This is a genomic window from Micromonospora sp. WMMC415, assembly GCF_009707425.1.
GTDB lineage: Bacteria > Actinomycetota > Actinomycetes > Mycobacteriales > Micromonosporaceae > Micromonospora.
Map to the genome: position 1 here is coordinate 1,290,470 of NZ_CP046104.1, position 24,588 is coordinate 1,315,057.

General features: G+C 73.1%; 24 protein-coding genes. 16 read left to right on the forward strand and 8 right to left on the reverse strand.

The features are described from left to right. Positions 1 to 3: 3 nt before the first annotated feature. On the reverse strand, positions 4 to 1,086 hold the full coding sequence (locus GKC29_RS06340; RefSeq protein WP_155329924.1) for a DUF5919 domain-containing protein: 1,083 nt from the start codon (positions 1,084 to 1,086) through the stop codon (positions 4 to 6). A 119-nt stretch (positions 1,087 to 1,205) separates the two neighbouring features. On the opposite strand from GKC29_RS06340, the gene GKC29_RS06345 reads away from it, so the two are divergent. Further along, the gene (locus GKC29_RS06345; RefSeq protein WP_155329925.1) at positions 1,206 to 1,964 is read left to right on the forward strand and encodes a type III pantothenate kinase; all 759 of its coding nucleotides are present in this window, start codon (positions 1,206 to 1,208) and stop codon (positions 1,962 to 1,964) included. 66 nt (positions 1,965 to 2,030) lie between these two features. Here GKC29_RS06345 and GKC29_RS06350 read toward each other — a convergent pair whose 3' ends face one another. Next, positions 2,031 to 2,771 carry a class I SAM-dependent methyltransferase gene (locus tag GKC29_RS06350; protein ID WP_155329926.1) on the reverse strand — a complete coding sequence of 247 codons (741 nt, stop codon included), beginning with the start codon at positions 2,769 to 2,771 and terminating at the stop codon, positions 2,031 to 2,033. A 91-nt stretch (positions 2,772 to 2,862) separates the two neighbouring features. Between GKC29_RS06350 and lysS the strand changes: the two genes are divergently transcribed. The 4 genes from lysS to GKC29_RS06370 all read left to right on the forward strand — a co-directional run bounded on the left by lysS (position 2,863) and on the right by GKC29_RS06370 (position 9,171). Continuing rightward, the gene (lysS, locus tag GKC29_RS06355; RefSeq protein WP_155329927.1) at positions 2,863 to 4,371 is read left to right on the forward strand and encodes a lysine--tRNA ligase; all 1,509 of its coding nucleotides are present in this window, start codon (positions 2,863 to 2,865) and stop codon (positions 4,369 to 4,371) included. Between the two features lie 111 nt (positions 4,372 to 4,482). Then, entirely contained in the window at positions 4,483 to 4,833 is a 351-nt protein-coding gene (locus GKC29_RS06360; protein ID WP_305070152.1) for an Lsr2 family protein, read from the forward strand. A 514-nt stretch (positions 4,834 to 5,347) separates the two neighbouring features. Beyond that, positions 5,348 to 7,879, forward strand: a complete 2,532-nt coding sequence (locus GKC29_RS06365) for an ATP-dependent Clp protease ATP-binding subunit (RefSeq protein WP_155329929.1) — start codon at positions 5,348 to 5,350, stop codon at positions 7,877 to 7,879. Between the two features lie 635 nt (positions 7,880 to 8,514). Beyond that, positions 8,515 to 9,171 carry a C39 family peptidase gene (locus GKC29_RS06370; protein WP_155329056.1) on the forward strand — a complete coding sequence of 219 codons (657 nt, stop codon included), beginning with the start codon at positions 8,515 to 8,517 and terminating at the stop codon, positions 9,169 to 9,171. Between the two features lie 160 nt (positions 9,172 to 9,331). Here the strand turns inward: GKC29_RS06370 and GKC29_RS06375 are convergent, their stop codons facing one another. Next, the gene (locus tag GKC29_RS06375; protein WP_155329930.1) at positions 9,332 to 10,231 is read right to left on the reverse strand and encodes an A/G-specific adenine glycosylase; all 900 of its coding nucleotides are present in this window, start codon (positions 10,229 to 10,231) and stop codon (positions 9,332 to 9,334) included. 100 nt (positions 10,232 to 10,331) lie between these two features. Between GKC29_RS06375 and GKC29_RS06380 the strand changes: the two genes are divergently transcribed. From GKC29_RS06380 to GKC29_RS06390, 3 genes are all read left to right on the forward strand, one after another. Continuing rightward, positions 10,332 to 10,844, forward strand: coding sequence for a glycine cleavage system protein R (locus GKC29_RS06380; RefSeq protein ID WP_155329931.1), 513 nt, complete (start codon positions 10,332 to 10,334; stop codon positions 10,842 to 10,844). Continuing rightward, positions 10,841 to 11,404, forward strand: coding sequence for a peptide deformylase (locus tag GKC29_RS06385; RefSeq protein WP_155329932.1), 564 nt, complete (start codon positions 10,841 to 10,843; stop codon positions 11,402 to 11,404). Before GKC29_RS06380 ends, GKC29_RS06385 begins: the two co-directional genes overlap by 4 nt. A gap of 137 nt (positions 11,405 to 11,541) precedes the next feature. Beyond that, a complete protein-coding gene (locus GKC29_RS06390; RefSeq protein WP_155329933.1) occupies positions 11,542 to 12,282 on the forward strand; it encodes a hypothetical protein in 741 nt (246 codons plus the stop codon). Positions 12,283 to 12,352: 70 nt separating this feature from the next. Here GKC29_RS06390 and disA read toward each other — a convergent pair whose 3' ends face one another. From disA to GKC29_RS06410, 4 genes are all read right to left on the reverse strand, one after another. Next, positions 12,353 to 13,531, reverse strand: a complete 1,179-nt coding sequence (gene disA, locus GKC29_RS06395) for a DNA integrity scanning diadenylate cyclase DisA (RefSeq protein ID WP_155329934.1) — start codon at positions 13,529 to 13,531, stop codon at positions 12,353 to 12,355. 131 nt (positions 13,532 to 13,662) lie between these two features. Further along, the gene (gene radA / locus GKC29_RS06400) at positions 13,663 to 15,117 is read right to left on the reverse strand and encodes a DNA repair protein RadA (RefSeq protein ID WP_155329935.1); all 1,455 of its coding nucleotides are present in this window, start codon (positions 15,115 to 15,117) and stop codon (positions 13,663 to 13,665) included. Between the two features lie 118 nt (positions 15,118 to 15,235). Continuing rightward, positions 15,236 to 15,967: a hypothetical protein gene (locus tag GKC29_RS06405; protein ID WP_155329936.1), complete on the reverse strand. Its 732-nt coding sequence runs from the start codon at positions 15,965 to 15,967 to the stop codon at positions 15,236 to 15,238. Between the two features lie 138 nt (positions 15,968 to 16,105). Beyond that, positions 16,106 to 16,966, reverse strand: coding sequence for a UbiA family prenyltransferase (locus GKC29_RS06410; RefSeq protein ID WP_155329937.1), 861 nt, complete (start codon positions 16,964 to 16,966; stop codon positions 16,106 to 16,108). A gap of 46 nt (positions 16,967 to 17,012) precedes the next feature. Between GKC29_RS06410 and GKC29_RS06415 the strand changes: the two genes are divergently transcribed. From GKC29_RS06415 to GKC29_RS06430, 4 genes are read left to right on the forward strand one after another with little or no spacing between them, the layout of a single operon-like run. After that, positions 17,013 to 17,750 (forward strand): methyltransferase domain-containing protein, encoded by a 738-nt coding sequence (locus GKC29_RS06415; protein ID WP_155329938.1) that lies wholly within the window; start codon positions 17,013 to 17,015, stop codon positions 17,748 to 17,750. Between the two features lie 43 nt (positions 17,751 to 17,793). Beyond that, positions 17,794 to 18,960 carry an acyl-CoA dehydrogenase family protein gene (locus GKC29_RS06420; RefSeq protein ID WP_155329939.1) on the forward strand — a complete coding sequence of 389 codons (1,167 nt, stop codon included), beginning with the start codon at positions 17,794 to 17,796 and terminating at the stop codon, positions 18,958 to 18,960. Between the two features lie 25 nt (positions 18,961 to 18,985). Further along, complete coding sequence (locus GKC29_RS06425; protein ID WP_196255825.1) at positions 18,986 to 20,044, forward strand: type III polyketide synthase; 1,059 nt, start codon at positions 18,986 to 18,988, stop codon at positions 20,042 to 20,044. A gap of 25 nt (positions 20,045 to 20,069) precedes the next feature. Next, positions 20,070 to 20,693 (forward strand): hypothetical protein, encoded by a 624-nt coding sequence (locus tag GKC29_RS06430; protein WP_155329941.1) that lies wholly within the window; start codon positions 20,070 to 20,072, stop codon positions 20,691 to 20,693. 45 nt (positions 20,694 to 20,738) lie between these two features. Here the strand turns inward: GKC29_RS06430 and GKC29_RS06435 are convergent, their stop codons facing one another. Next, entirely contained in the window at positions 20,739 to 21,428 is a 690-nt protein-coding gene (locus GKC29_RS06435) for a hypothetical protein (RefSeq protein ID WP_155329942.1), read from the reverse strand. 328 nt (positions 21,429 to 21,756) lie between these two features. Between GKC29_RS06435 and GKC29_RS06440 the strand changes: the two genes are divergently transcribed. The 4 genes from GKC29_RS06440 to GKC29_RS06455 are packed head-to-tail and all read left to right on the forward strand — an operon-like array spanning position 21,757 to position 24,550. Beyond that, a complete protein-coding gene (locus GKC29_RS06440; protein WP_012015454.1) occupies positions 21,757 to 22,242 on the forward strand; it encodes a CarD family transcriptional regulator in 486 nt (161 codons plus the stop codon). A gap of 56 nt (positions 22,243 to 22,298) precedes the next feature. Further along, the gene (ispD, locus tag GKC29_RS06445) at positions 22,299 to 22,994 is read left to right on the forward strand and encodes a 2-C-methyl-D-erythritol 4-phosphate cytidylyltransferase (RefSeq protein ID WP_155329943.1); all 696 of its coding nucleotides are present in this window, start codon (positions 22,299 to 22,301) and stop codon (positions 22,992 to 22,994) included. Positions 22,995 to 23,031: 37 nt separating this feature from the next. Continuing rightward, on the forward strand, positions 23,032 to 23,514 hold the full coding sequence (gene ispF, locus GKC29_RS06450; protein WP_155329944.1) for a 2-C-methyl-D-erythritol 2,4-cyclodiphosphate synthase: 483 nt from the start codon (positions 23,032 to 23,034) through the stop codon (positions 23,512 to 23,514). 10 nt (positions 23,515 to 23,524) lie between these two features. Continuing rightward, on the forward strand, positions 23,525 to 24,550 hold the full coding sequence (locus GKC29_RS06455; protein ID WP_155329945.1) for a tetratricopeptide repeat protein: 1,026 nt from the start codon (positions 23,525 to 23,527) through the stop codon (positions 24,548 to 24,550). The last annotated feature ends 38 nt before the right edge of the window (positions 24,551 to 24,588 follow it).

Genomic DNA, 24,588 nt, shown 5'->3' on the forward strand with positions numbered 1-24,588 from the left:
CCGTCACGCGGCGCGGGTCAGCCGCGGGTCCACCAAGTTGAAGATCACCCGGTTCTCGGTGTCGTGCCGGCCGTCGAGGCCGTACTTGGCGCGGAACAGCTCGACCACCCGGCGGTACACCTCGGGGGCCAGTTCGTCGGCCTCCCCGAGGTCGAACACCTCACCGGCGGCCTCGGGCCGGTCCAGCACGACGGTCAGCCCGCCCAGGCCGTGGCGGGCGACGTTGCGGACCAGGTCCCGCCCGGCGATGTACCAGTCGCCGTCGACCCGGACGTAGAGCGCCTCGCACGTCTCCAACTCCCGCCCGGCCTGGCGCAGGCACAGCCGCAGCGTCAGGCAGGACTCGAGATCCTGGACCGGGGCGGTCTCCCACAGCTCGGTGAACCGGTCGGCCACGAACTCCCCGAGCGGCGTGGAGACGTACGCCTCGATCTGCTGGGTGTCGAAGGTGCTGCCCCGGACCGGGAAGAACGAGATGAACGCCTTGCCGTCCCAGCGGTACATCTGCACCGACGGCGCGGCGTTGTAGACCCGTACCTGCAGGCGCGCCCGACTGGACTCCGGCAGGTCCTCCCGCAGCCGGGCCAGGTGCCAGATGTTGTTGAGGATCGCCACCGAGGCGTCGCGCCGGCGCAGCTCCGCCCCCCGCAGCCGGACCGCCGGCGAGTCCGGGTCGAGCAGCAGCATCCGTACGGTGGCGCCGTTGGCGAGGGCGCACCGCAGCGCGTGGGAGAACCGGGCCGCGTACGGGCCCTCCAGCATGCTGGTCCACGTCTCCAGGATCGCCACCGTCTCCCGGGACTGGGCCACCCGCTCGATCAGGGCGTCCCGGTCGAGGCGGGGGTGCTCGATGATGCTGGCGGTCTGGAGTTCCCGGAAGAGCGGGTTCAGCACCACGTACGTCAGCAGGGTCATGATCAGTGCGGCGCCGACGTTCAGGTAGAGGTCGCCCCGGAAGGTCTGCCCGGACCGCCAGGCCTGGACGATCATCCAGAGTGCCCCGCCGGCCAGGGCGGCGAGGACGAGCACGTGCCGGCGGCGCCGGTGCAACGCGTTGCGCCCGCGGATCCACCACATCCCCGACATGTCCGCTCCCCGTCCGGCGCACCGTGGATAGACCGATGTTCATGTCGCGATGTGGACCAGGATACGGTTCACCGGCCGCTGCGCGCTCCGCCGATATCGGCGTTGTCTAGGCTGCGAGCGTGCTGCTCTGCATCGACATCGGAAACACCAACACCGTGCTGGCGACGTTCGACGGTGACAAGCTGGTGCATTCGTGGCGGATCAAGACCGATGCGCGGTCGACGGCCGACGAGTTGGGCCTGATGTTCCGTGGCCTGCTGGCCGGCGACGCCGTCGAGATCACCGGGGTGGCCGCCTGTTCGACCGTGCCCGCCGCACTGCGCTCGCTGCGGACGATGCTCGACCGCTACTACGCCGACCTGCCGCACGTGATCGTCGAGCCGGGGGTGCGCACCGGCGTGCAGCTCGCCATCGACAACCCCAAGGAGGTGGGTGCCGACCGGGTGGTCAACACCCTGGCCGCCCACACCCTCTACGGCGGGCCGTCGATCGTCGTGGACTTCGGCACCACCACCAACTTCGACGTGGTCAGCGCCCGGGGGGAGTTCCTGGGCGGCGCGTTCGCGCCCGGCATCGAGATCTCCTTCGACGCCCTCGCCGCCCGCGCCGCGCAGCTGCGAAAGGTCGAGGCGACCCGGCCGCGCTCGGTGATCGGGAAGAACACGGTCGAGTGCCTCCAGGCCGGCCTCTACTTCGGCTTCGCCGGACAGGTGGACCGGATCGTCGAGCGGATGAGCGAGGAGCTGGGCCAGGTGAAGGCGGTGATCGCCACGGGCGGCCTGGCCTCGCTGGTGATCAACGAGTGCCGGACGATCACCCACCACGAGCCGATGATCACCCTGATCGGCCTGCGAATGGTCTACGACCGCAACGTCTGAGGTGCAAGGAAGGGCCCCTCGTTAACGCCTGCGGTAGAGAAGGGGCCCCTTCTCACACCTGCGGGCTCAGCGCCGTCGCGCGCGGAAGACCAGCGTCCGGTAGGGCAACACGATCGCCTCGCGCCCGGCCAGTTCCGGATGGGTGTCGAGGAGAGCGCGCAGCTCCCGGTCGATCTGGCGGCGCCGTTCCGGCGTGGCCGTGAGGTGGTACGAGCGCGTGCCCACCATGCCGAGCAGGTCCTCTGGCGTCAGCTCGGTGACGTGGGTGAACTCGGCCCACTCCGGCCGGTCGAGGTCGGGTCCGAAGTCGGTGACGTCACCGAGCAGGCGGTCCACCGTCCCACCGATCTCGGCGATGCGGTTCATGTCGTTCACCCACCCGACCCGGTCGTCCCGGAGGTTCCACACCGGGGCGAAGACCCCGCCCGGCCGCAGCACCCGGGCGATCTCCGAGTGCGCCCGCTGCCGGTCGAACCAGTGGTACGCCTGCCCGACCAGCACCGCGTCGGCGTACCCGTCGGGGAGCGGGACCGACTCCGCGCTGCCGGCCAGCGCCGGCGCGCCCGGCGTGGTCGCCGCGAACTGCGCCCGCATCCCCGGGTCGGGTTCGACGGCGGTCACCTCGTGGCCGAGGGCGAGCAGGCCGCGGGCGAGGATGCCGGTGCCGGCGCCCAGGTCGACCGTCCGGGCGGGCGCAGCGAGGCCGTCCAGCGCCCAGCGCAGTGCGGCCTGCGGATAGCGGGGCCGGTACCGGTCGTATTCGGCGGCTGCGGCGCCGAACGAGAGCGCCTGAGTGGGGTCGGTCATGGCGGGCAGGTTATCCCGTAACCACCGTGCGGACCCTTGAGTACGCTCGGGGCCTGAACCCGCCCGAATTCTCCTTCTGAGGAAGCGTGCCGTGACCGAGCAGAACGCCGTACCAGTGGACCCCGCCGACGACCTTCCCGAGCAGATGAAGGTCCGCCGGGAGAAGCGGGACCGGATGCTCGCCGAGGGCGTCGAGCCGTACCCGCTCGGCTACCCGCGTACCAGCACCCTGGCGGCGATCCGGCAGAAGTACGCCGACCTGCCCACCGACACGGCCACCGGGGACCGCGTCTCGGTCACCGGGCGGGTGATCTTCATCCGCAACACCGGCAAGCTCTGCTTCGCCACCCTCCGGGACGGCGACGGCACCGAGTTGCAGGCGATGCTCTCCCTGGACCGGGTCGGCGCGCAGCGGCTGGAGGACTGGAAGCGCCTGGTGGACCTCGGCGACCAGGTCGGGGTGACCGGTGAGGTGATCACCAGCCGGCGCGGCGAGCTGTCGGTCCTGGCGGAGGAGTGGGCGACCACCGCCAAGGCGCTGCGCCCGCTGCCGGTGGCGCACAAGCCGCTGAGCGAGGAGGCCCGGGTCCGGCAGCGCTACGTCGACCTCATCGTCCGTCCGCAGGCGCGCCAGATGGTGCGTACCCGGGCGACCGCCGTCCGCAGCCTGCGCGACTCGCTGCACGGTCGGGGCTACCTCGAGGTGGAGACCCCGATGCTCCAGTTGCTGCACGGTGGTGCGGCCGCCCGCCCATTCGTCACCCACAGCAATGCGCTCGACACCGATCTGTATCTGCGAATCGCGCCGGAACTGTTTCTCAAGCGCGCGCTCGTGGGCGGTGTCGACCGGGTCTTCGAGATCAACCGCAACTTCCGTAATGAGGGCATCGACTCCTCGCACTCGCCCGAGTTCGCGATGCTGGAGGCCTACGAGGCGTACGGCAACTACGACACGATCGCCGAGCTGACTCGCTATCTCGTCCAGCGGGCGGCGATCGCGGTCAGTGGCTCGACCGTGGTGACCCACGCGGACGGCCGCGAGTTCGACCTCGGCGGTGAGTGGCGTTCGGTGACGCTCTTCGGGTCCCTTTCCGAAGCGCTCGGCGAAGAGGTCACGGTCCGCACCGAGCGGACGCGCCTGGTCGAGTACGCCGACAAGGTCGGCCTGGCGGTCGACCCGAAGTGGGGTCCGGGCAAGCTCGCCGAGGAACTGTTCGAGGAACTGGTCGTGCCCGGCCTGATCCAGCCCACCTTCGTACGCGACTACCCGGAGGAGACCAGTCCGCTGGTCCGGGCGCACCGCAGTGAGCCGGGCCTGACCGAGAAGTGGGACCTCTACGTGCTCGGTTTCGAGCTCGGCACGGGGTACTCCGAGCTGGTGGACCCGGTGGTGCAGCGGGAGCGCCTGGTGGCCCAGGCGCAGCTCGCCGCGCGCGGTGACGACGAGGCCATGCGGCTCGACGAGGACTTTCTCCGGGCGATGGAGTACGGAATGCCGCCGGCCGGCGGCATGGGAATGGGAATCGACCGGCTACTCATGTCGCTGACCGGCCAGGGAATTCGGGAAACCATCCTGTTCCCGCTGGTCCGCCCCGAGTGAGCGGTCGACTTCTTCGACTCTTTAGCGCATCCTATTGACGCACCGCGCGCCTTACGGGTTATTGTTGCCTGCGAGTTCGCAGGTGCACCCTGCTCGAAAGGAATGTGGGACGTGGCCAAGCAGATCATTCATAAGCTGGTCGATGACCTGGACGGCGGGGACGCTGACGAGACCGTCAAGTTCGCGCTGGACGGCGTTCAGTACGAGATCGACCTGTCGAGCGCCAACGCCGAGAAATTGCGGGACGTATTCGCTCCGTACATCGCCCACGGCACGAAGGTGGGCCGGGGTGGCGTGGTCGTGGGTGGCCGGGCCGCCCGGGGCCGGGGCGGCGCGACCGCCGACCGCGAGCAGAACAGGGCGATCCGTGCCTGGGCCAAGAAGGCCGGCAAGGACATCTCCGACCGGGGCCGCATCCCCCAGGAGATCGTCGACGAGTACCACGCCCGCGCCGGCCACTGAGCAGCGCGCGGCCTCGACGCCGGTCCGGAGCACCGCTCCGGGCCGGCGTCGCCGTGTTCCGGCCCCGCCGGACGCCCGGGTTCGCGGGCGGCGCCCGGCCGCCGGGGCCGGGGTCGGGGCCGGCGCCGGTGTCGGGGCTCGGGCCGGTCGGTGGGAAGAAACCCGGACGGGCGGGCGTTGTCCACAGCCGGTGGAGATTCTGTCCACAGCCTGTGGACGAGTCCCGGCGGCCCGGGTCCGGGTCGCGAGGCGCCCCGCACACCCCGCTGGCGGTGTCCGGGAGGTCGCCGAATTTCGCTCTGCGCGTAGAGGCCGGGCTACCGGAACACCTTCTGAGCGCGGACGGTTGTGCAAAACGACGCGTACGCGGCATTTGACGGGGGCACACGACCTCAGCTGAGTCGGTCCGCGGCGATAGAGTAATGAGGCACGGACGCCCGTCCCGGACGTCCGCGCACCGGCCCCGCCAAGATCTAGACCATCAAGGCGCACGGCACGTGAGGAGCACGAGGGCATGTTCGAGCGGTTCACCGACCGAGCGCGACGGGTTGTCGTCCTGGCCCAGGAAGAGGCCCGGATGCTCAACCACAACTACATCGGTACGGAGCACATCCTGCTGGGCCTGATCCACGAGGGTGAGGGTGTCGCGGCAAAGGCCCTGGAGAGCCTCGGCATCTCCCTCGAGGGCGTCCGTCAGCAGGTCGAGGAGATCATCGGCCAGGGCCAGCAGGCACCGAGCGGGCACATCCCGTTCACGCCGCGGGCCAAGAAGGTGCTGGAGCTGTCGCTGCGCGAGGCGCTGCAGCTCGGCCACAACTACATCGGCACGGAGCACATCCTGCTCGGTCTGATCCGTGAGGGCGAGGGCGTCGCCGCCCAGGTGCTGGTCAAGCTGGGTGCCGACCTCAACCGGGTCCGCCAGCAGGTGATCCAGCTGCTCTCCGGCTACCAGGGCAAGGAGCCCGCGGCGGCCGGTGCCGCGCCGGGTGAGGCCGCGCCGTCGACCAGCCTGGTGCTGGACCAGTTCGGCCGTAACCTGACCCAGGCCGCCCGCGAGGGCAAGCTCGACCCGGTCATCGGGCGCGAGAAGGAAATCGAGCGGGTCATGCAGGTGCTCTCCCGCCGTACCAAGAACAACCCGGTCCTGATCGGTGAGCCCGGCGTCGGCAAGACCGCCGTGGTCGAGGGGCTGTCCCAGAAGATCATCAAGGGCGAGGTGCCCGAGACGCTGAAGGACAAGCAGCTCTACACGCTCGACCTCGGTGCGCTGGTCGCCGGTTCCCGTTACCGCGGTGACTTCGAGGAGCGCCTCAAGAAGGTGCTCAAGGAGATCCGCACCCGGGGCGACATCATCCTCTTCATCGACGAGATCCACACCCTGGTCGGCGCGGGTGCCGCCGAGGGCGCGATCGACGCGGCGAGCATCCTCAAGCCGATGCTGGCCCGTGGCGAGCTGCAGACCATCGGCGCGACCACCCTCGACGAGTACCGCAAGCACCTGGAGAAGGACGCCGCTCTCGAGCGCCGCTTCCAGCCGATCCAGGTGGGTGAGCCGTCGCTGGCCCACACCATCGAGATCCTCAAGGGCCTGCGTGACCGCTACGAGGCGCACCACCGGGTGAGCATCACCGACGCCGCGCTGGTGGCCGCCGCCACGCTGGCCGACCGGTACATCTCCGACCGCTTCCTGCCGGACAAGGCGATCGACCTGATCGACGAGGCCGGCGCCCGGATGCGGATCCGCCGGATGACCGCGCCGCCAGACCTGCGTGACTTCGACGAGCGGATCGCCCAGGTGCGCCGCGACAAGGAGTCCGCGATCGACGCGCAGGACTTCGAGCGCGCCGCCCAGCTGCGTGACAAGGAGAAGCAGCTCCTCGGTCAGAAGGCGCAGCGGGAGAAGGAGTGGAAGGCCGGTGACCTGGACGTCGTCAGCGAGGTCGACGACGAGCAGATCGCCGAGGTGCTCGGCAACTGGACCGGCATCCCGGTCTACAAGCTGACCGAGGAGGAGACCTCGCGCCTGCTGCGCATGGAGGACGAGCTGCACAAGCGCGTCATCGGCCAGGAGGACGCGGTCAAGGCGGTCTCGAAGGCCATCCGGCGTACCCGGGCCGGCCTGAAGGACCCGAAGCGCCCCTCCGGCTCGTTCATCTTCGCCGGCCCGTCCGGCGTGGGTAAGACCGAGCTGTCCAAGGCGCTCGCCGAGTTCCTCTTCGGCAGCGAGGACGCGCTGATCCAGCTGGACATGTCCGAGTTCCACGACCGGTACACGGTCTCCCGGCTGGTGGGTGCCCCTCCCGGCTACGTCGGCTACGACGAGGGCGGGCAGCTGACCGAGAAGGTGCGGCGTCGGCCGTTCTCGGTGGTCCTCTTCGACGAGATCGAGAAGGCCCACCCGGACGTGTTCAACACGCTGCTCCAGATCCTGGAGGACGGTCGGCTCACCGACGGGCAGGGCCGGATCGTGGACTTCAAGAACACGGTCATCATCCTGACCACCAACCTCGGCACGCGGGACGTCGCCAAGGCGGTGTCGCTGGGCTTCCAGGCCTCTGAGGACTCCGAGTCGAACTACGACCGGATGAAGCAGAAGGTCAACGACGAGCTCAAGCAGCACTTCCGGCCCGAGTTCCTCAACCGGATCGACGACACCATCGTCTTCCACCAGCTGCGTCAGCAGGAGATCCTGTCGATCGTCGACATCATGATCTCCCGCATCGAGACCCAGCTGAGGAACAAGGACATGGGTCTCGAGCTGACCGAGAGCGCCAAGAAGTACCTGGCGACCAAGGGCTTCGACCCCGTGCTCGGTGCGCGTCCGCTGCGTCGCACGATCCAGCGCGACATCGAGGACAACCTGTCCGAGCGGATCCTCTTCAACGAGCTGACCCCGGGTCAGATCGTCGTGGTGGACTGCGAGGGCGACCCGAACAACATCGACAAGTCCAAGCTCGTCTTCCGCGGTGCGGACAAGCCGGTCGAGGTGCCGGACGCCGTCCCGGCCGACCTCGGTGGCGCGGCCACCGCAGGCGCGGACGAGTAAGGGCACATACCGCACGACGGGCGACGGCCCGGTGGCACCCGCCACCGGGCCGTCGCCCTGTCTGCGTCCGTCACCAGCCCGGCTGACCCGCGACAGCATCGCGTCGGTCGTCGTTGGGCGCCGCCCACCTCGCGTGAGCGCGGACTGTGGTGCGGCACGCCGGCAGGTCGTCGCTTCGAAGGGCCCTGGAAGGTTCGGCCCCTCCGGGGGCCATTTCCTAGGTCTGTCAGGGTTTCGCGTCCCCACCGGCTGTGCAGGGTCACGTTGGGCGGGATGTCCGGTTCCGGCTGGGCGGGCTGGTGCCTGCGTCCGGTTTCGGGCCCTTTGCGCGGTGGTCGGGGGCGCTCTGGTCGTGGAATGGGTGGGTGGGTCGGGTCGTTGTACATGCCATGACCGCGGGTGCTCCGGCGCCTGGTCGGGATCCCTGAGCCGCCCCCAGGTGGGTTGGCGGTCGGCCGGAATGGTCCGGGGTCCGGGTTGGTTACATCCCCTGGTCGCCCGAGCAGCAGGCCGGGTTGATCCTGTCGGACCCCCTCGAGCACCCCCTGCCGGGCTGGTCCACCTTTCCCGAGCGCGTGCCGGCATCCCCCCTTTTCGCCGGTCGTGTTTCCCCCGATCGAAAGGGTTTGATCATCATGCGTAGCAACCTTCTGCGGAGCACTGTTCTGACCGCTGCCGGGCTGGCGTTCACCGGTGGTGCCGTCGCGGGGCCGGTCACCGGTGCCCTCGCCGCGGACAAGCCGGGCGCTCAGGTCGAGCGCAAGGCCGAGCGCAAGGGTGAGAAGAAGCGTGAGCTGGACGTGCGCTACGAGGCGCAGGACACGTTCTTCTACTGCGGTCCGGCGGCGGCCCGTAACGCCCTGTCGGTGCAGGGCAAGGACATCGATCAGCACGACATGGCCGAGCGGATGGGCACCACCGAGGCCGGCACCGACTCGATCAACGACATCACGCCGGTGCTGAACAAGGAGACCGGCCGCGATGTCTACCGCAGTGTCGAGATCTCCGGCCGTAAGGCCGACGCCGAGCAGACCGACAAGCTGCGTGACGATGTGATCCGTAGCGTCGACGACGGTCGGGCGCTGGTGGCCAACATCGCCGGTACCGCCATCGACACCGGCGGTGGGGTGCACTCCTTCGAGGGCGGCCACTACATCAGCGTGGTGGGCTACCGCGACGGCGGCGAGCAGGTGAAGATCGCCGACTCGGCCAACCCGGACACCGCCTCGTACTGGATGACCACCGAGGCCCTGGCCGACTGGATCGCCACCCGCGGCTACGCCACCTCCTGACCCAACCACACACACGAAGGGCCGACCCGAACGGGTCGGCCCTTCGTGTGTCTCGACAACCTGAGCGGGCAGGGGACAAGTTCGGCGAAGTTGTCCCCTCGAGGCGGGTCGAGGCAGCAACTTCCCCGAAGTTGCTCGCACCGCCGGTCGGGCCCGCGCGTCAGGGAACGGGGATCGGGGGGCCGTCGCCGGTCAGGCGGAAGGACGCTTCCCCGAGCGGCTCGACGAGACCGTCCTCCACCAGCCCGGCCAGAGCCCGCGACCGCTGCACGTCGTCGGCCCAGACCTGGTCCAGGCGCTGCCGGGGAACCGGCGCGGTCGCCTCGCGGAGCACGCCGAGCAGCAGTCCGCGTACCTGGCGGTCGGTGCCGGCGTACCGCTGCGGCCGGCGGGTGGGCCCGGCGGGGGTCTCCTGCCCGGAGGCGCGCCAGGCACAGACCGACTCGACCGGGCAGACCGCGCAGCGCGGCGACCGGGCGGTGCAGACCACCGCCCCCAGCTCCATGAACGCGGCGCTGGCCAGCGCGGCGGCGGCCGGCTCCGCGGGGAGCAGTTCCTCAGTGGCGACCAGGTCGGCGGGGCGGGTGGTCGGGCCGGCGTCCGGCTCACCGGCGACCGCCCGGCACACCACGCGCCGCACGTTGGTGTCCACGACCGGGTGCCGCTGCCCGTACGCGAACGCCGCCACCGCCCGCGCGGTGTACGTGCCGACGCCCGGCAGCGCCAGCAACTGCTCCAACCGGTCCGGTACCCGCCCGCCGTGCCGCTCGACGATCGCCACCGCGCACTCGCGCAGCCGGACCGCCCGGCGCGGGTAGCCGAGGCGCCCCCACATGCGGATCGCCTCCGCCGGGGTGTCCGCGGCCAGGTCCGCCGGCTCGGGCCAGCGCGCCAGCCAGGCCTCCCACGCGGGCACCACCCGGACGACCGGGGTCTGCTGGAGCATCACCTCGCTGACCAGGATCGCCCACGCGCCGACGTCGGGCCGGCGCCACGGCAGGTCCCGGGCGTTGCGGGTGTACCAACCGCTGACCAGGTGGGCGAAAGTCGGCTCAGTCATCGCTCGCCGATGATCTCACGCCCCGGCCGCCGTCCCGCTGACTGGGCGACCCGCACCGGGTCCCCGCCGGGCCGTACCGCCGGTCGGGGAGAATGCCGGGATGAACGAGCTCGCGATCACCGTCATCGGCCGGGACCGGCCGGGCATCGTTGCCGACGTCGCCGAGGTTCTCGCCCGGCTCGGCGCGAACCTCACCGACAGCACGATGACCCGGCTGCGGGGGCACTTCGCCATGACCCTGATCTGCGTGGGTCCGGCCGCCGCCGACGTCGAGGCCGCGCTGGCGCCGCTCGCCGGCGACGGTCAGCTCCTCGCGACCGTACGAGCGGTCACGCCGGACGGCGAGTCGGCGCGGACCGGTGAGCCGTACGTGATGGCGGTGCACGGCGCGGACCGGATGGGCATCGTCGCGGCGATGACTCGGGTGCTCGCCAACGCCGGCGGCAACGTCACCGACCTGAGCACCCGGCTGGCCGGGTCGCTCTACGTCGTCGTCGCCGAGGTCGACCTGCCGCCGGGCACGGCCGAGAAGGTGGGCGCCCGGCTGGCGTCGACCGCCGCCGACCTGGGTGTCGACGTCACCCTCCGGCCGGCCGATCCGGACGTGCTGTGAACGGCGAGGAGTACGCGGGCCTGGGTGACTGGACGCCCGACGACCTGGGCGCGCCGGGGGAGGTGCGGCCGGTGGTGTCCGCGCCGGCCACCGTGCTGAGCCGGCCCGGCGGCGAGGTGGATCCGACCGCCGAGGAGACCGTACGCCTCGCGGCCGACCTGGTGGCCACCATGCGGGTGTCGCCGGGCTGCGTCGGCCTGGCCGCCCCGCAGATCGGGGTCGGTGCCCAGGTCTTCGCGGTGGACGTCACCGGCCACCCGAAGGCCGCCACCGTGCACGGCACCTTCGTGCTCTGCAACGCCACGGTGGTGGAGGCCAGCCGCTGGAAGGTCGGCCGGGAGGGGTGCATGTCCGTGCCCGACCTGACCGGCGACGTGAAGCGTGCCGGCCGGCTGGTGGTGGAGGGCGCGCTGCCGGGGACCGGCAAGGTCGTCCGGCTGGTCACCGACGCGTTCGAGGCGCGGGCGGTCCAGCACGAGATCGACCACTGCGCCGGCCTGCTGTTCCTCGACCGGGTGGCCGGGGCGCACGCGATCTACCAACGCAAGGTCTACCTCTGACGGTGCACCGCGCGTCGCGGACGGACCACGGTCGGCGGCGCCCACTGTCCTGATTGGAGTGTCGCTCCCATGAGCTGTCCACGGCTCGGCGCGTCGCGGCGGCGAGCGGTGTCCTGCGCCGCTACCGTGGGGGCATCATGCGTCTGACGGTCGGCCCCCTTCCCCCCGCCGTGTACTGGCGGCGTCGTGCCGTCGTACTTGGAGCGGTGCTCCTTCTCCTGATTGTTCTGCTCTACTCGTGCAGCCGCTCGGGCGACAGCTCCGGCCGGTCGGGCGGGAGCGGCGCGCAGCCGACGTCGGAGGCGGGCTCGCCGGGTGCGACACCCGGTCCCACCGGTTCGGTGCTCACCCCGCGGACCGGCACGCCATCGCCGACCGGCGGCTCAGGCGACGCGGGCGGCGCCGACCCGACGGGCGCGAACCCGTCGTCCGGCGCGACCACCACCAACGGCCCGGTCCCGGTCAACCCCGTCGTCGACGACGGCAGCTGCACCGACGCCGAGATCGCCGTGACCGCTGTCGCGCGGCCGGCGACCGCGGTGCGGGGCGCGACGGTGGACCTGCAACTGAAGATCAGGAACAGTTCGAACCGCACCTGCAGCCGGGACGTCGGCGCCGACGTGCAGGAGCTGTTCATCAAGTCGGGCGCCGAGAAGATCTGGTCCTCGGACACCTGCGGCACCGGCCGGGGTTCGGACGTCCAGTCGTTCACACCGAACTTCGAGCGCTCCTACCAACTGGGCTGGAACGGCCGGGACACCACCCGCTGCGCCGACGGCGTGGCCGCCGGCCCGCACCCGCCGGCCGGCACCTACCAGGTCTTCGCGCGGGTCGGCACCAAGCTCAGCGAGCCGGTGCGGCTCACCATCACCAGCTGAGCGGGTGTGCCGACGCCAGGGCGGGTAGGCCACCCTCGGCCCGGGCGCCGTCCGCCAGCGGGTCAGCCGGTCAGACGTAGCGCTCCAGGATCGAGGCCTCGGCGAGCCGGGAGAGCCCCTCCCGGACGCCCCGGGCCCGGGCGTCCCCGACGCCGTCGACGGCCTGCAGGTCCTCCACGGTGGCGCCGAGCAGTCGCTGAAGGCTGCCGAAGTGCAGCACCAGCCGGTCGACGATCGCCACCGGCAGCCGTGGCACCTTGGCCAGCAGCCGGAAACCCCGGGGGCTGACGGCGGCGTCCAGCGCGTCGGAGGCGGCCGGGTAGCCGATCGCCTTGGCGACCGCGACCAGGTCGATCAGCTCGGTGGCGCTGAGCAGGTCGAGCTCGACCAGCGCCTCGTCGAGGGTGCGGGACTTGCGCCCGGCGGGCAGGTAGTCCCGGATGACCAGCGTTCTGTCCGCGTCGACGCCCGCCATCAGCTCGTCGAGCTGGAGGGCGAGGAGCCGGCCGTCGGTGCCGAGCTCGACCACGTAGCCGGCGATCTCGTCGGCGATCCGGCGGACCATCTCCAGCCGCTGCACGACGGCGACCGCGTCCCGGACCGTCACCAGATCCTCGATCTCCAGCGCGGAGAGCGTGCCGGAGACCTCGTCCAGGCGCAGCTTGTACCGCTCGAGGGTGGCGAGGGCCTGGTTGGCCCGGGAGAGGATCGCGGCCGAGTCGTCCAGCACGTGCCGCTGGCCGTTGACGTAGAGGCTGATGATCCGCATGGACTGGCTCACCGAGATGACCGGGTACCCGGTCTGGCGGGCCACCCGCTCGGCCGTGCGGTGGCGGGTGCCGGACTCCTCGGTGGGGATGGACGGGTCGGGCATCAGGTGCACCGCCGCCCGGACGATCCGGGTGCCGTCGCTGGAGAGCACCACCGCGCCGTCCATCTTGCACAGCTCCCGGACCCGGGTGGCGGAGAACTCCACGTCGAGCGGGAAGCCGCCGGTGCACAGGCTCTCGACGACCTTGTCGTACCCGAGGACGATCAGGGCGCCGGTGCGGCCGCGCAGGATCCGCTCCAGACCGTCGCGCAGGGCGGTGCCCGGCGCCATCAGGGCGAGGTTGGCGCGCAGCGGGTCGCCGGCGGCGGCGCCGCCGGTCACGTTGACGCTGATCGGACGGGCGGGCGAACCCACGGCGCCGGTGCGGGCGTGGGGGGTCGCGCCGGCAGGCTTGGTGGTGTCGCGGTCGATCGGCACGGGCAACAGTCTACGGACTGCCCTGCGGTGGGTGCTGTCGTGGTTACTGTGATGTGTCACGATGCCGGTCTCCGCCCCGACCGCCCGGCCTGCCCGGGTCGGCCCGGTATCGCCCTCGGTGCCCGCCCCGGTCACTCCGCGGACGCCCGCGCGACGGCCTGGAGGGCCGCCCGGACATCGGTGACCTCGATCACGCGCATCTGCTCGGCCCGGACGCCCGTGCTGTCCGGACCGCAGCCGGGCGGCACGAGCGCCAGACGGAAACCGAGCCGGGCCGCCTCGGCCAGCCGGCGCGGCACCGCGCCGACCCGCCGTACCTCGCCGGTGAGCCCGACCTCGCCGATCGCCACCAGGTGCGGGGCGATGGCCAGGTTCAGCCCGCCGGAGGCGACGGCCAGGGCGACGGCCAGGTCGGCGGCGGGCTCGACCACCCGGATGCCGCCGACGGTCGCCGCGAAGACCTCCCGGTCGTGCAGGGTCAGCCGCTCGGTGCGTCGCTGGAGGACGGCCAGCACCATGGCGAGCCGGGCCGAGTCGAGCCCCGAGACCGTACGCCTCGGCGAGCCCGCCACCGTCGCCCCGATCAACGCCTGCACCTCGGTGACCAGGGCCCGCCGCCCCTCCATCGCCACCGTCACGCAGGTGCCCGGCACCGGCTCCGAGTAGCGGGTCAGGAACAGCCCGGACGGGTCGGCGAGGCTGCTGATGCCGCCCTCGTGCATCTCGAAGCAGCCGACCTCGTCGGCCGCGCCGAACCGGTTCTTCACGCCGCGCACCATGCGCAGCGACGAGTGCTTGTCGCCCTCGAAGTGCAGCACCACGTCGACCAGATGCTCCAGCACGCGGGGGCCGGCGACCTGGCCGTCCTTGGTGACGTGGCCCACCAGCACGGTGGCGATGCCGCGCTCCTTCGCGACCGCGACCAGCGCCGCGGTGACGGCGCGGACCTGGGTCACCCCGCCCGGCACGCCCTCGGTGCCGGTGGTGGAGATGGTCTGCACCGAGTCGAGCACCAGCAGGCCCGGCTTGACCGCGTCGAGGTGGCCGAGGACCGCCGCGAGGTCGCTCTCGGCGGCAAGGTAGAGCTGGTCGTGCAGCGTGCCCATGCGCTCGGCCCGCAGCCGGACCTGGCTGACCGACTCCTCACCGCTGACCACCAGCGAAGGGCTGCCGCCGCCGGCCGCCCACTGCTGGGCCACGTCGAGCAGCAGCGTGGACTTGCCGACGCCGGGCTCCCCGGCGAGCAGCACCACGGCGCCGGGGACCAGACCGCCGCCGAGCACCCGGTCGAGCTCGCTGACGCCGGTGGGCCGGGCCCGGGCCGGCGCCGCGCTGATGGTGGCGATGGGCCGGGCCGGCTCGGCCGGCATCCGGGAGCTCACCACCCGGCCGGAGACGGTCGGGCCGGTGAGGGTGCACTCGACCACCGAGCCCCACTCGCCGCACTCCGGGCAGCGCCCGACCCACTTGGGTGGCTGGTGGCCGCAGGCGTCGCACTCGTACGCCGGGCGGGGCTCGCGTGCGCCGGCACGGCCGCGCCCGCCCGTCGCCCCGGCGCGCGGGGAGGTGGATCGTGAGGTGGTCACACCGGGACGTTAGCCCCCGCGTACGACGAAAACACCGCCGGCGTGGTGGTGTTCACCAACGCCGGCGGTGTTCGTGGCTGCACGACCGGGCCGGCCTGCCGCCGGCCCGATGACGGGGTCAGTGCCCGTTGCCGCCCTCGCCGCCGTGGCCGCCCTCTTCGTGGCCCTCGTAGCCGCCCTCGCGCTCGATGATCGGCGACGGGGGCGCGGCCGGGGTGAGCGGCACGGCGACCGGGGCCGGCCCGTTGATCGTGACGCCGTTGCCGAAGTCGAAGGTCACGAAGACGTTCTGGCCGGAGCGCAGCGACTCGTCCAGGCCGATCAGCTGGAGAACCTGCTCACCCTCGGTGTTGAGCTGCACGTAGCTCAACGGCGGGATCTCGATCCGGGCCGGCCGGCCGGCCGGCGCCGCGGTGGGCGACGGGCTGGCGTCCGGGCTCGGCGACCCCTCCTGCGGCGACGGCGTGCCCGACGGGGCGGCGGACGGAATCACCGAGGGCGAGGCGGTGGCCTGGGCCGCCGCGGCGGCGCCGGTGATGACGACCTCGCGGGCGCTCTCGGTCGTGACGGTCACGGTGACCGGATCCGGCGAGTCGTTGTAGATCACCACGTTGAGGATCGCGTTGTCGCCGGCCTCGTAGCCGTCCACGCCCGGGAAGGCGACCAGCAGGCCGCGGACGGCGTACTCGCCGTTGGCGGCCTCAAGATTGACACCCTGGATCGACGGCTCCTTGATGGCGGTCTCGGCGATCTGGCCCGCGCCGCACCCGGACAGCAGCAGTCCGGTCGTCGCGGCCAGCCCGGACAGCAGCAGGGCCGCCCGCCGGGAACCCCTGATCGAGCGCGTCACGTCGGTCCTCCTCGTCACGATCCCGCCCGGCCGCACGCCGGGCACGGTGGCCATGCCCGCGCAGACCGCGCTCCAGGGTAGTTGGGGCTGATCGAGGGCCGCACGCCGACCCGGGGATGCCACCTGGCGGGGGGATCGTCAGACCACCCGACCGCTGGTGACCAGCAGGACGACGTCGATGAGGGCGATCACCATCACCGCCCGAAAGGCCGCCACCGGGCGGCCACCGGCCCGGGCGGCCGTCCGTCCGCCGTACCACGTCACCGGCGGCACCACGACGGCGGCGGCCACCGCGGCGAGCCCGACCGCCGACGGCGGCCCGGGCGGCCCGAGGACCAGCGTCGCGGTCGCGGCGAGCAGCAGCCCGGCGGCGGCGGCCCGGCTGCCGGCGGGTCCGAGCCGGTGCGGCAGCCCGCGCACGCCGGTGCGGGCGTCGTCGGTGAGGTCGGGCAGCACGTTGGCGAAGTGCGCGCCCGCGCCGAGCAGTGCCGCGGCGGCGACCAGCCAGACCGGCGGCGCGGGCGCGCCGGGCAGCGCGAGCACGACGAAGGCCGGCAGCGACCCGAACGAGACCGCGTAGGGCAGCACCGACAGCGGCGAGGACTTCAGCGGCCAGTCGTAGAGCAGCGCGGAGACCAGGCCGGCGGTGGCCACCAGCGCGGCGGTGGGGTTCGTCGCCAGCGCGAGCACCGGCGTGGCGAGCGCGGCCACCGCGGCGGCCCGGGCCGTGGCGCGCCGGCTCACCGCGCCGGCGGCGACCGGCTTGTCGGTACGCCCCACCGCGGCGTCCCGCTCCGCGTCGAGCGCGTCGTTGGCCCAGCCGACGGCCAGTTGGCTGGCGGCGACCGTCAGCACGACGGCGAGGACGCCGGCCGGCCGGTGCCCGACCCCCCAGGCGAGCAGGCCGGCGACCGTGGTGACCGCGGCGGCCGGCTCGGGATGGCTGGCCCTGACCAGCGTCCCGACCCGCGCGACACGCTCTAGCACCCTCGACGACATGAGGGAAGTCTGGTCGTTACCGGGCAGTCGTGCCACGCTCGTGTCCATGCGAGACGCGGGCCGTACCCTGCCGCGCAATGATCCGCGCCAGTACGACGACCTGGCCGGCGAGTGGTGGCGGCCGGACGGCGTGTTCGCGATGCTGCACTGGCTGGCCGAGGCCCGCGCCGCTCTCGTGCCGGCGGCGTCCCGCCCGGGTGCTCTCCTGGTCGATCTCGGCTGCGGCGCCGGGCTGCTCGCCCCGCACCTGGCGGGCAAGGGTTACCGGCACGTCGGTGTGGACCTGACCTTCTCGGCGCTGGAACAGGCGGCGGCGCACGGCGTGACCGTCGTCAACGGCGACGCCGCCGCCGTCCCGCTCGCCGACGGCTGCGCCGACGTCGTCGCCGCGGGCGAGCTGCTGGAGCACGTGCCCGACTGGCGGCGGGCGGTGGCCGAGGCCTGCCGGCTGCTCCGGCCCGGTGGCCTGCTCGTCCTGGACACCCTGAACGACACCGCGGTGAGCCGGCTGATCGCCGTCCACATCGGCGAGCGGCTGCCCACCGTGCCCCGCGGCATCCACGACCCACGCTTGTTCGTGGACGCCCGCGCGCTGGTCGCCGAGTGCGCCCGGCACGGCGTGGAGCTGCGGCTGCGTGGCGTCCGGCCGCAGCTGACCGGGCTGCTCGCCTGGCTGGCCCGGCGGGTGCGCGGCGCCGCCGGCGCGCAGGGACCGGCGCCGCGCATCGTGCCGACCTGGTCGACCGCCGTCCTCTACCAGGGCCGGGGGGTCCGAAGGGGATAGCGGCATCGGCGCGGGGGTACAGGTACGCGGAGAAGGGGGTTGCATGACGCTGCAGGCTGTGGAGGCGGCCCGACGGTTGGCGCCGCGGTTCGCCGCCCGGGCGGCCGGGCACGACCGGGACGGCTCGTTCCCGGTCGACGACTTCCGGGACCTGCGGGGGGCGGGCCTGTTCGGCCTGATGGTCCCCCGCGAGCTGGGCGGCCTCGGCGCCACCTTCGCCGAGTACGCGGCCGTCGCCACCGAACTGGCACGGGGCAACGGCGCGACCGCCCTGGTGTTCAACATGCACGCCTCGGTCACCGGCGCGCTGGGCGCGGTCACCGAGGAACTGGCCGAGGCGCTCGGCGTGCCCGAGGAGGCGCTGGCGGCGCGGGACCGGCTGCTGCGCGCGGCGGCCGAGGGCGCCTGGTACGCGGTCGCGATGAGCGAGCGCGGCGCGGGCGCCCGGCTCTCGCAGCTCAGCACCGTCTACGAGCCGGCCGACGGGGGTTGGCGCATCAAGGGCGGCAAGACGTTCTGCTCGGGGGCCGGGCACGCCGACGGCTACCTGGTGGCGGCCCGCAGCGCCGCGGACCCGTCGGTGGTCTCCCAGTTCCTGGTGCCGGCCGGCGACGGGCTGACCGTCGAGGAGACGTGGGATTCGCTCGGTATGCGGGCCACCTCCTCGCACGACCTGCACCTGGACGTCACGGTCCCGGCCGACCGGTTGCTCGGCGGCGTGGAGGGGCTGGCCCTGGTCGTCGCGCAGCTGATGCCGCACTGGCTGGTCGCGAGCTACGCCGCTGTGTACGTGGGGGTCGCCCGCGCGGCGGTCGACGCTGCCGCCGAACACCTGAACGCCCGCAACCTCGCCGGCCTGCCGGCGGTCCGGGCCCGGCTGGGCCGGGCCGACGCGGCGGTCGCGGCGGCCGACCTGGTGGTCGCCGAGGCGGCCCGCCGCGTCGACGAGGCACCCGGCGACGCGGAGACCAACCGCTGGGTGTGGCGGGCCAAGCTGCTGGCCGGCACCACGGCCGCCGACGTGGCGGCCTCGGTGCTGGAGGCGGCCGGGACGTCGGCCACCCGCCGGGGGCATCCGCTGGAGCGGCTGTACCGGGACGCGCGCTGCGGCTCGCTGCATCCCGCGACGTCCGACGTCTGCGCGGACTGGCTCGGCATCGCGGCGCTGGGCGGCGACCCGGACCGTGACGGGTCGGCCCCTCGTTGGTGAACGTGCAGGGAAATCACGACGAGAGGTGGGCATCGTGGCCGTGCCAGTGATCGCGGGTATCGGTACGGCACACCCGCCGTCGGCCGACCAGGCCGAGCTGTGGGACGGCTTCTTCTCGAAGCACTTCTCCGGCACCACCCGGGCGCTCGCCCAGCGCATCTTCGCGAACTCGGGCGTCAGCCGGCGGCAGGCCGCGGTCAACCCGCTGCTGGAGGACGTCTCCGACTGGCCGACCGAGCGGCGCATGCGCCGCTACCAGGTGGAGGCTCTGCCGCTCGGCAAGGAGGCGGTGGGTCGGGCGCTGACCGCCGCCGGGCTGGCCGCCCACGACGTCGGGCTCTTCGTGGTCTGTTCCTGCACCGGGTACGCCACCCCCGGGCTGGACATCCTGCTCGCCCGGGACCTGGGCATGGCCCCCGGCACCCAGCGGATGTTCGTCGGTCACATGGGCTGCTACGCCGCGCTGCCCGGGCTCGGCGCGGCGAGCGACTTCGTGACCGCCCGGGGCCGGCCCGCGCTTCTGCTCTGCGCCGAGCTGACCAGCCTGCACATCCAGCCCTCCACGGCCCGGGTGGACACCCAGCAGATCGTCTCGCACGCGCTCTTCTCGGACGCCGCCGTCGCCGTCGTGGTCGTGCCGGGCGGCCCGGGGTACGCGCTGCGCGAGGTCACGTCGGTCACCGACACGTCGACGGCCGACCACATGACGTGGGACGTCACCGACACCGGATTCCGGATGGGCCTGTCGCCGAAGGTGCCGCAGGTGCTGTCCGCGCACGTCCGTGGGCTGGTCGACGACCTGCTCGCCCGGCACGGCACGGCCCGGTCCGGGGTGGACGGCTGGGCGGTCCACCCGGGCGGCCCGCGCATCCTCAACGTGGTGGAGCGGGAACTCGCCCTGTCGCCGGACGCGATGGTCGCCTCCCGGGCCACGCTGGACACGCACGGCAACTGCTCCTCGCCCACGGTGCTGCTGATCCTGGACCGGTTGCGCCAGGCCGCCGTACCGCCCCGGCGGGTGGTGATGCTGGCGTTCGGCCCGGGCCTCACCCTGTACGCGGCGCTCCTCGAACAGCACGTCTAGGACCGACGGTCGCTACGCTCGGCGCATGGACGCCGGTGCGGCGGCCCGGTCGCGGGCGACGCGTGCGGATCCCGGGTACCGGCTGCGGGGCGCCGTTCTCGCGGTGGCGGCGCTGGCGCTGCTGGCGGCCGGCGGCGCCTGGTGGACGGCACGTGCTCCGGCGCTCGCCGCGACGGCCGCCGGCGACGGCTCCCGGACGGCCGCCGGGCCGCCCGGCCGCTCGGTGATCCTCGACCCGCGTACCGGGATCCCCCTGCCGGTCGCCGACCCGGCAACCGGCCGGCTGGCCCCGCCGGGGTGGCCCCGTCCGACGCCCGGCACCGTGGTCGAGCGCGTCGACGACCCGCTGCCGTCCGCCGACGTCGTCTGGCGCGGTCGCGCCACGATCACCCCGGACAACGGCCTGATCCGTCGGTCGTACGCCCGGGACGGCGACCGGTACCTGTTGCAGTTCCGCTGCACCGGCCCCGGGGAGCTGCTGATCGTCATCGACGGCGCGCGCTACGCCGGGCCGCTGACCAGCGGCTGCGGCGGCCCGGTCACCACCGCGACGGAGGTGACCGGGGTGGGCGGTCCGGTGCAGATCTCCCTCTCGACGGTCAACGAGCAGCCGGTGCGGGTGGAGGCGCAGCTGGTCGCGCTCTCCTGAGGGCCAGCGGGCCGGGCCGGCCGCTCCGGCTGGCAGTCCTCGGGATCAGCGGGCCAGGCCGGCCAGTTCGGGCTGGTAGTCCTCGGTCGACCGGACCTCGGGGACCACCTTGACCAGGGTCCCCGAGCGGTCCACCAGCAGCGCGGTGGCCACCCCGGTGCGGGCCGGCAGGTGCAGGAAGGCGCGGAGCCCGCCGGCCGGGTCGGCGAGCGTGCGGACCGTCGTGCCGGTGGGCGGAGAAGGGACCCGGACGGCCGGGTCGGCGTCTACGGTGACCACGGTGACCCCGGGTGGCGCGACGGAGGCGGCGCCGGCCATCTCGTGGCCGCAGGCGCACCCGTCGACCAGGACGATGACCGCGGGCAGCAGCCCGCGCAGCGGCACCGGCCGCCCGTCGTCGACCAGGTCGAGCGCGGGCAGCGGACGCCCGGTCAGCCCGGCGGGCGGCCCGTACGGGGCCGGTGCCGACACCGACGGCGTCGCGCGGGGGGAGCGGGGCCAGGTGACGGCGACCAGACCGGCCACCGTGGTGAACACGGCCACCAGGAGCACGAGCAGGGGCACCGCGAGCGGCGGTACCGGCCGGCGCGCGTGGCCCTGCGCCTGCCGGCGCAGCTCCCGGCGGACCTCCTCCGCCTCGGCGGCCAGTGCCGAGGCGTCGTCCGGTACGACCACCCGGCCCCACTCCGGCGGCAGGTCGGGCAGTCCGGGGCCGTCTGCGTCGGGCTTGCCCATCGGACCCCCTGGAGTTGTCTCGGTGAGCCTGCGGCGGGCTCCTCTCCAGCGTCCCCCACCGGGCCTCATGCCGCTACACCTGGGCGCGTACCCGCGCAGCGGGATATCATGAGGGTGAGCGCATCGCCCTTGATCCCGGGTTTCCGTCACCCGTACCGGGACGTCACATGGTCGTCACGGAGTGTGTTCGATTCTTCGGTCTGGCGGCCTGTCAAGCTGAAGAAATACCTCTCACAGGGCCCCTGAGCTGCGCCAACGGTCAGGACAGCGGTGAGACATCGGTGTCTGAGCGTGTTACCCTAGACACAGCGAAAGGGGTTTCGAACCTATGGTTTTCAGTGTCGGCGAGACCGTTGTTTACCCCCACCACGGGGCCGCACTCATCGAGGCAATCGAGACTCGGGTCATCAAGGGCGAGGAGAAGCAGTACCTCGTCCTGAGGGTCGCGCAGGGTGACCTCACGGTCCGGGTGCCCGCTGAGAACGCCGAGATCGTGGGTGTGCGCGAGGTGGTCGGCGAAGAGGGCCTCGGAAAGGTCTTCGACGTTCTCCGGGCTCCGCACACCGAGGAGCCGACCAACTGGTCGCGGCGTTACAAGGCGAATCTGGAGAAGCTGGCCTCCGGTAACCCGCTGAAGGTGGCCGAGGTCGTCCGCGACCTGTGGCGCCGGGAGCGGGAGCGGGGGCTGTCCGCGGGCGAGAAGCGCATGCTCGCCAAGGCCCGCGACATCCTCGTCGGCGAGGTCGCGCTGGCCGAGAAGAGCACCAAGGACGAGGCCGAGACGCTGCTCGACAAGGTGCTGACCGAGGCCTGATCCGCACCCCATCGTCCTACCCGATCCGCAGCGAAGAAACCACCGAGGACCGCGACGTGACCGCGCAGCTCAATCCGCGCGGTGACGTCGCGGTCCTCGTGCCTGCGGCCGGTGCCGGGGTACGCCTGGGCCCGGGCCGGCCGAAGGCACTGCGCCTGCTGGGTGGCGAGCCCCTGCTGGTGCACGCGGTCCGCCGGCTGGCCGCCGCGGCCTCCGTGCACACGGTGGTGGTGGCGGCACCGGCCGGCGAGCTCGACGTGGTCCGCGAGCTCCTGGCCCCGGTGGCACCGGTGACCGTGGTCCCCGGGGGTGCCGAACGGCAGGCGTCGGTCGCCGCCGCGCTCGCCGCGGTGCCCGCCGGGCCGGAGATCGTCCTGGTGCACGACGCCGCCCGCGCGCTGACCCCGCCCGACCTGGTGGAGTCGGTCGCGGCGGCGGTCCGGGCCGGTCACGACGCGGTCATTCCCGTGCTGCCGGTCGTCGACACGATCAAGGAGGTCGGGGCCGGTGAACTGGTCCTCGGCACGGTCGACCGCGCCGCCCTGCGTGCGGTGCAGACCCCACAGGGGTTCCGCCGGGCGGTGCTGGCCACCGCGCACGCCGCCGCCACCGACCCGCTGACCGACGACGCGGGCCTGGTCGAGAAGCTGGGCGTCCCGGTGGTGTGCGTCCCCGGCTCGGAGTACGCGCTGAAGATCACCCGCCCGTTCGACCTGGCCCTGGCCGAGCACCTGCTGGCCACCGGGGCGTGACGTCGATGTCGGCGAGACCCCGCGTACCCTCGGGGTCATGATCGTTCCGCGGGTGGCCATCGGCACGGACGTGCACGCCTTCGAGGCCGGCCGGCCCTGCTGGGTGGCCGGCCTGCACTGGCCCGACCAGGACGGCCTGGCCGGGCACTCGGACGCCGACGTGGTCGCGCACGCCGCGTGCAACGCGCTGCTCTCCGCCGCCGGCCTCGGCGACCTCGGCTCGAACTTCGGGGTCGGGCAGCCCGAGTGGGCGGGCGCCTCCGGCGTGGCACTGCTCACCGAGAGCGCCCGCCGGGTGCGGTCGGCCGGGTTCGCGATCGGGAACGTCTCGGTGCAGGTGATCGGGAACCGTCCGAAGATCGGACCGCGCCGGGACGAGGCGCAGCGGGTGCTGTCGGAGGCGGTGGGCGCGCCGGTCAGCGTCTCCGCCGCCACCACCGACGGGCTCGGCTTCCCCGGCCGCGGCGAGGGCCTGACCGGCATCGCGGTGGCCCTGGTGTACGAGGCTCCGGCCGCCTAGGCTCGCCGCGATGTCCAGCGACACCTCCGACCGTTCCGCCGCCGACGGCTACCTCCAGCGGGCCCAGCTCCTCGCCGAGCTGGGCCGGTACGACGAGGCTGCCGCCGAGCTGGGCTACGCGGTCGCCCTCGAACCCGCCAACGCCGCGGTGCTGACCGCCCTGTCCCGGGTGCACCTCGCCGCCGGTCGGCCCGTCGACGCGCGTACCGCCGCCGACGGTGCCGTCGCCGCGGCCCCCGACTGGGTGCCCGCCCTGGTCGCCCGGGCGATGGCGCTCGCCGACCTGGAGGAGTACGCGGAGGCGGCCCGGACCGCCGACCGGATCCTCGCGCTCGGCCCGGACGACGCGTACGCCCAGCGCAGCGCGGCCGCCATCCTGGCCGGCTCCCGCAACGGCCAGCCGGCGCTGAACGCGGCCTGGCGAGGGGTGGAGCTGGCCCCCGAGGAACCGGAGGCCCACCTCGTCCTCGGCCTGGTCGCCGCCAACATGCAGATGTACGACCTGGCCGAGCGGGCGTACGCCGAGGCGCTGCGGCTCGACCCTCAGCTCGCCGAGGCGCGGCACGACATCGGCGTGCTGCGGCTGGAGCAGCGTCGCTGGAGCGAGGCGCTGGAACACCTCGCGGAGGCCGCCGCGATCAGCCCGGGCCGGATCGACTCGGGCCGGACGATCTCCGTCGGCCTGCGCCAGCTCGTCGTCTTCGGCGCCGGCTGGTCGATGATCGCGGCCGTGCTGCTCGCCTGCCTCGCGGTGGGCAGCGACGGGACGTCGCGCGTCGCGGCGGTGTTCGCGGCGCTCGGCGGGGCGCTGCTGGTCTGGCGGTACGCGGCGAAGCTGCCCGGCCTGGCCCGGACCATCCTGCCCGGCCTGCTGCGCTCCGACCGCACCCTGGCCCTGGCCGTGTACGCGGCCGCCGCCGCGCCGGTGCTGATCCTGCTCTACGCGCTGGTGGGCACGCCGTGGCCGCTGGTCCTGGCGATCGCCGTGGCAACCGTAGCGGAGCTCACGGTCCTCGCCCGTCCCGTCACCAGGTGACCCGACGTCGAGCTGCATCCCGTCGACGAGCGCTGCGC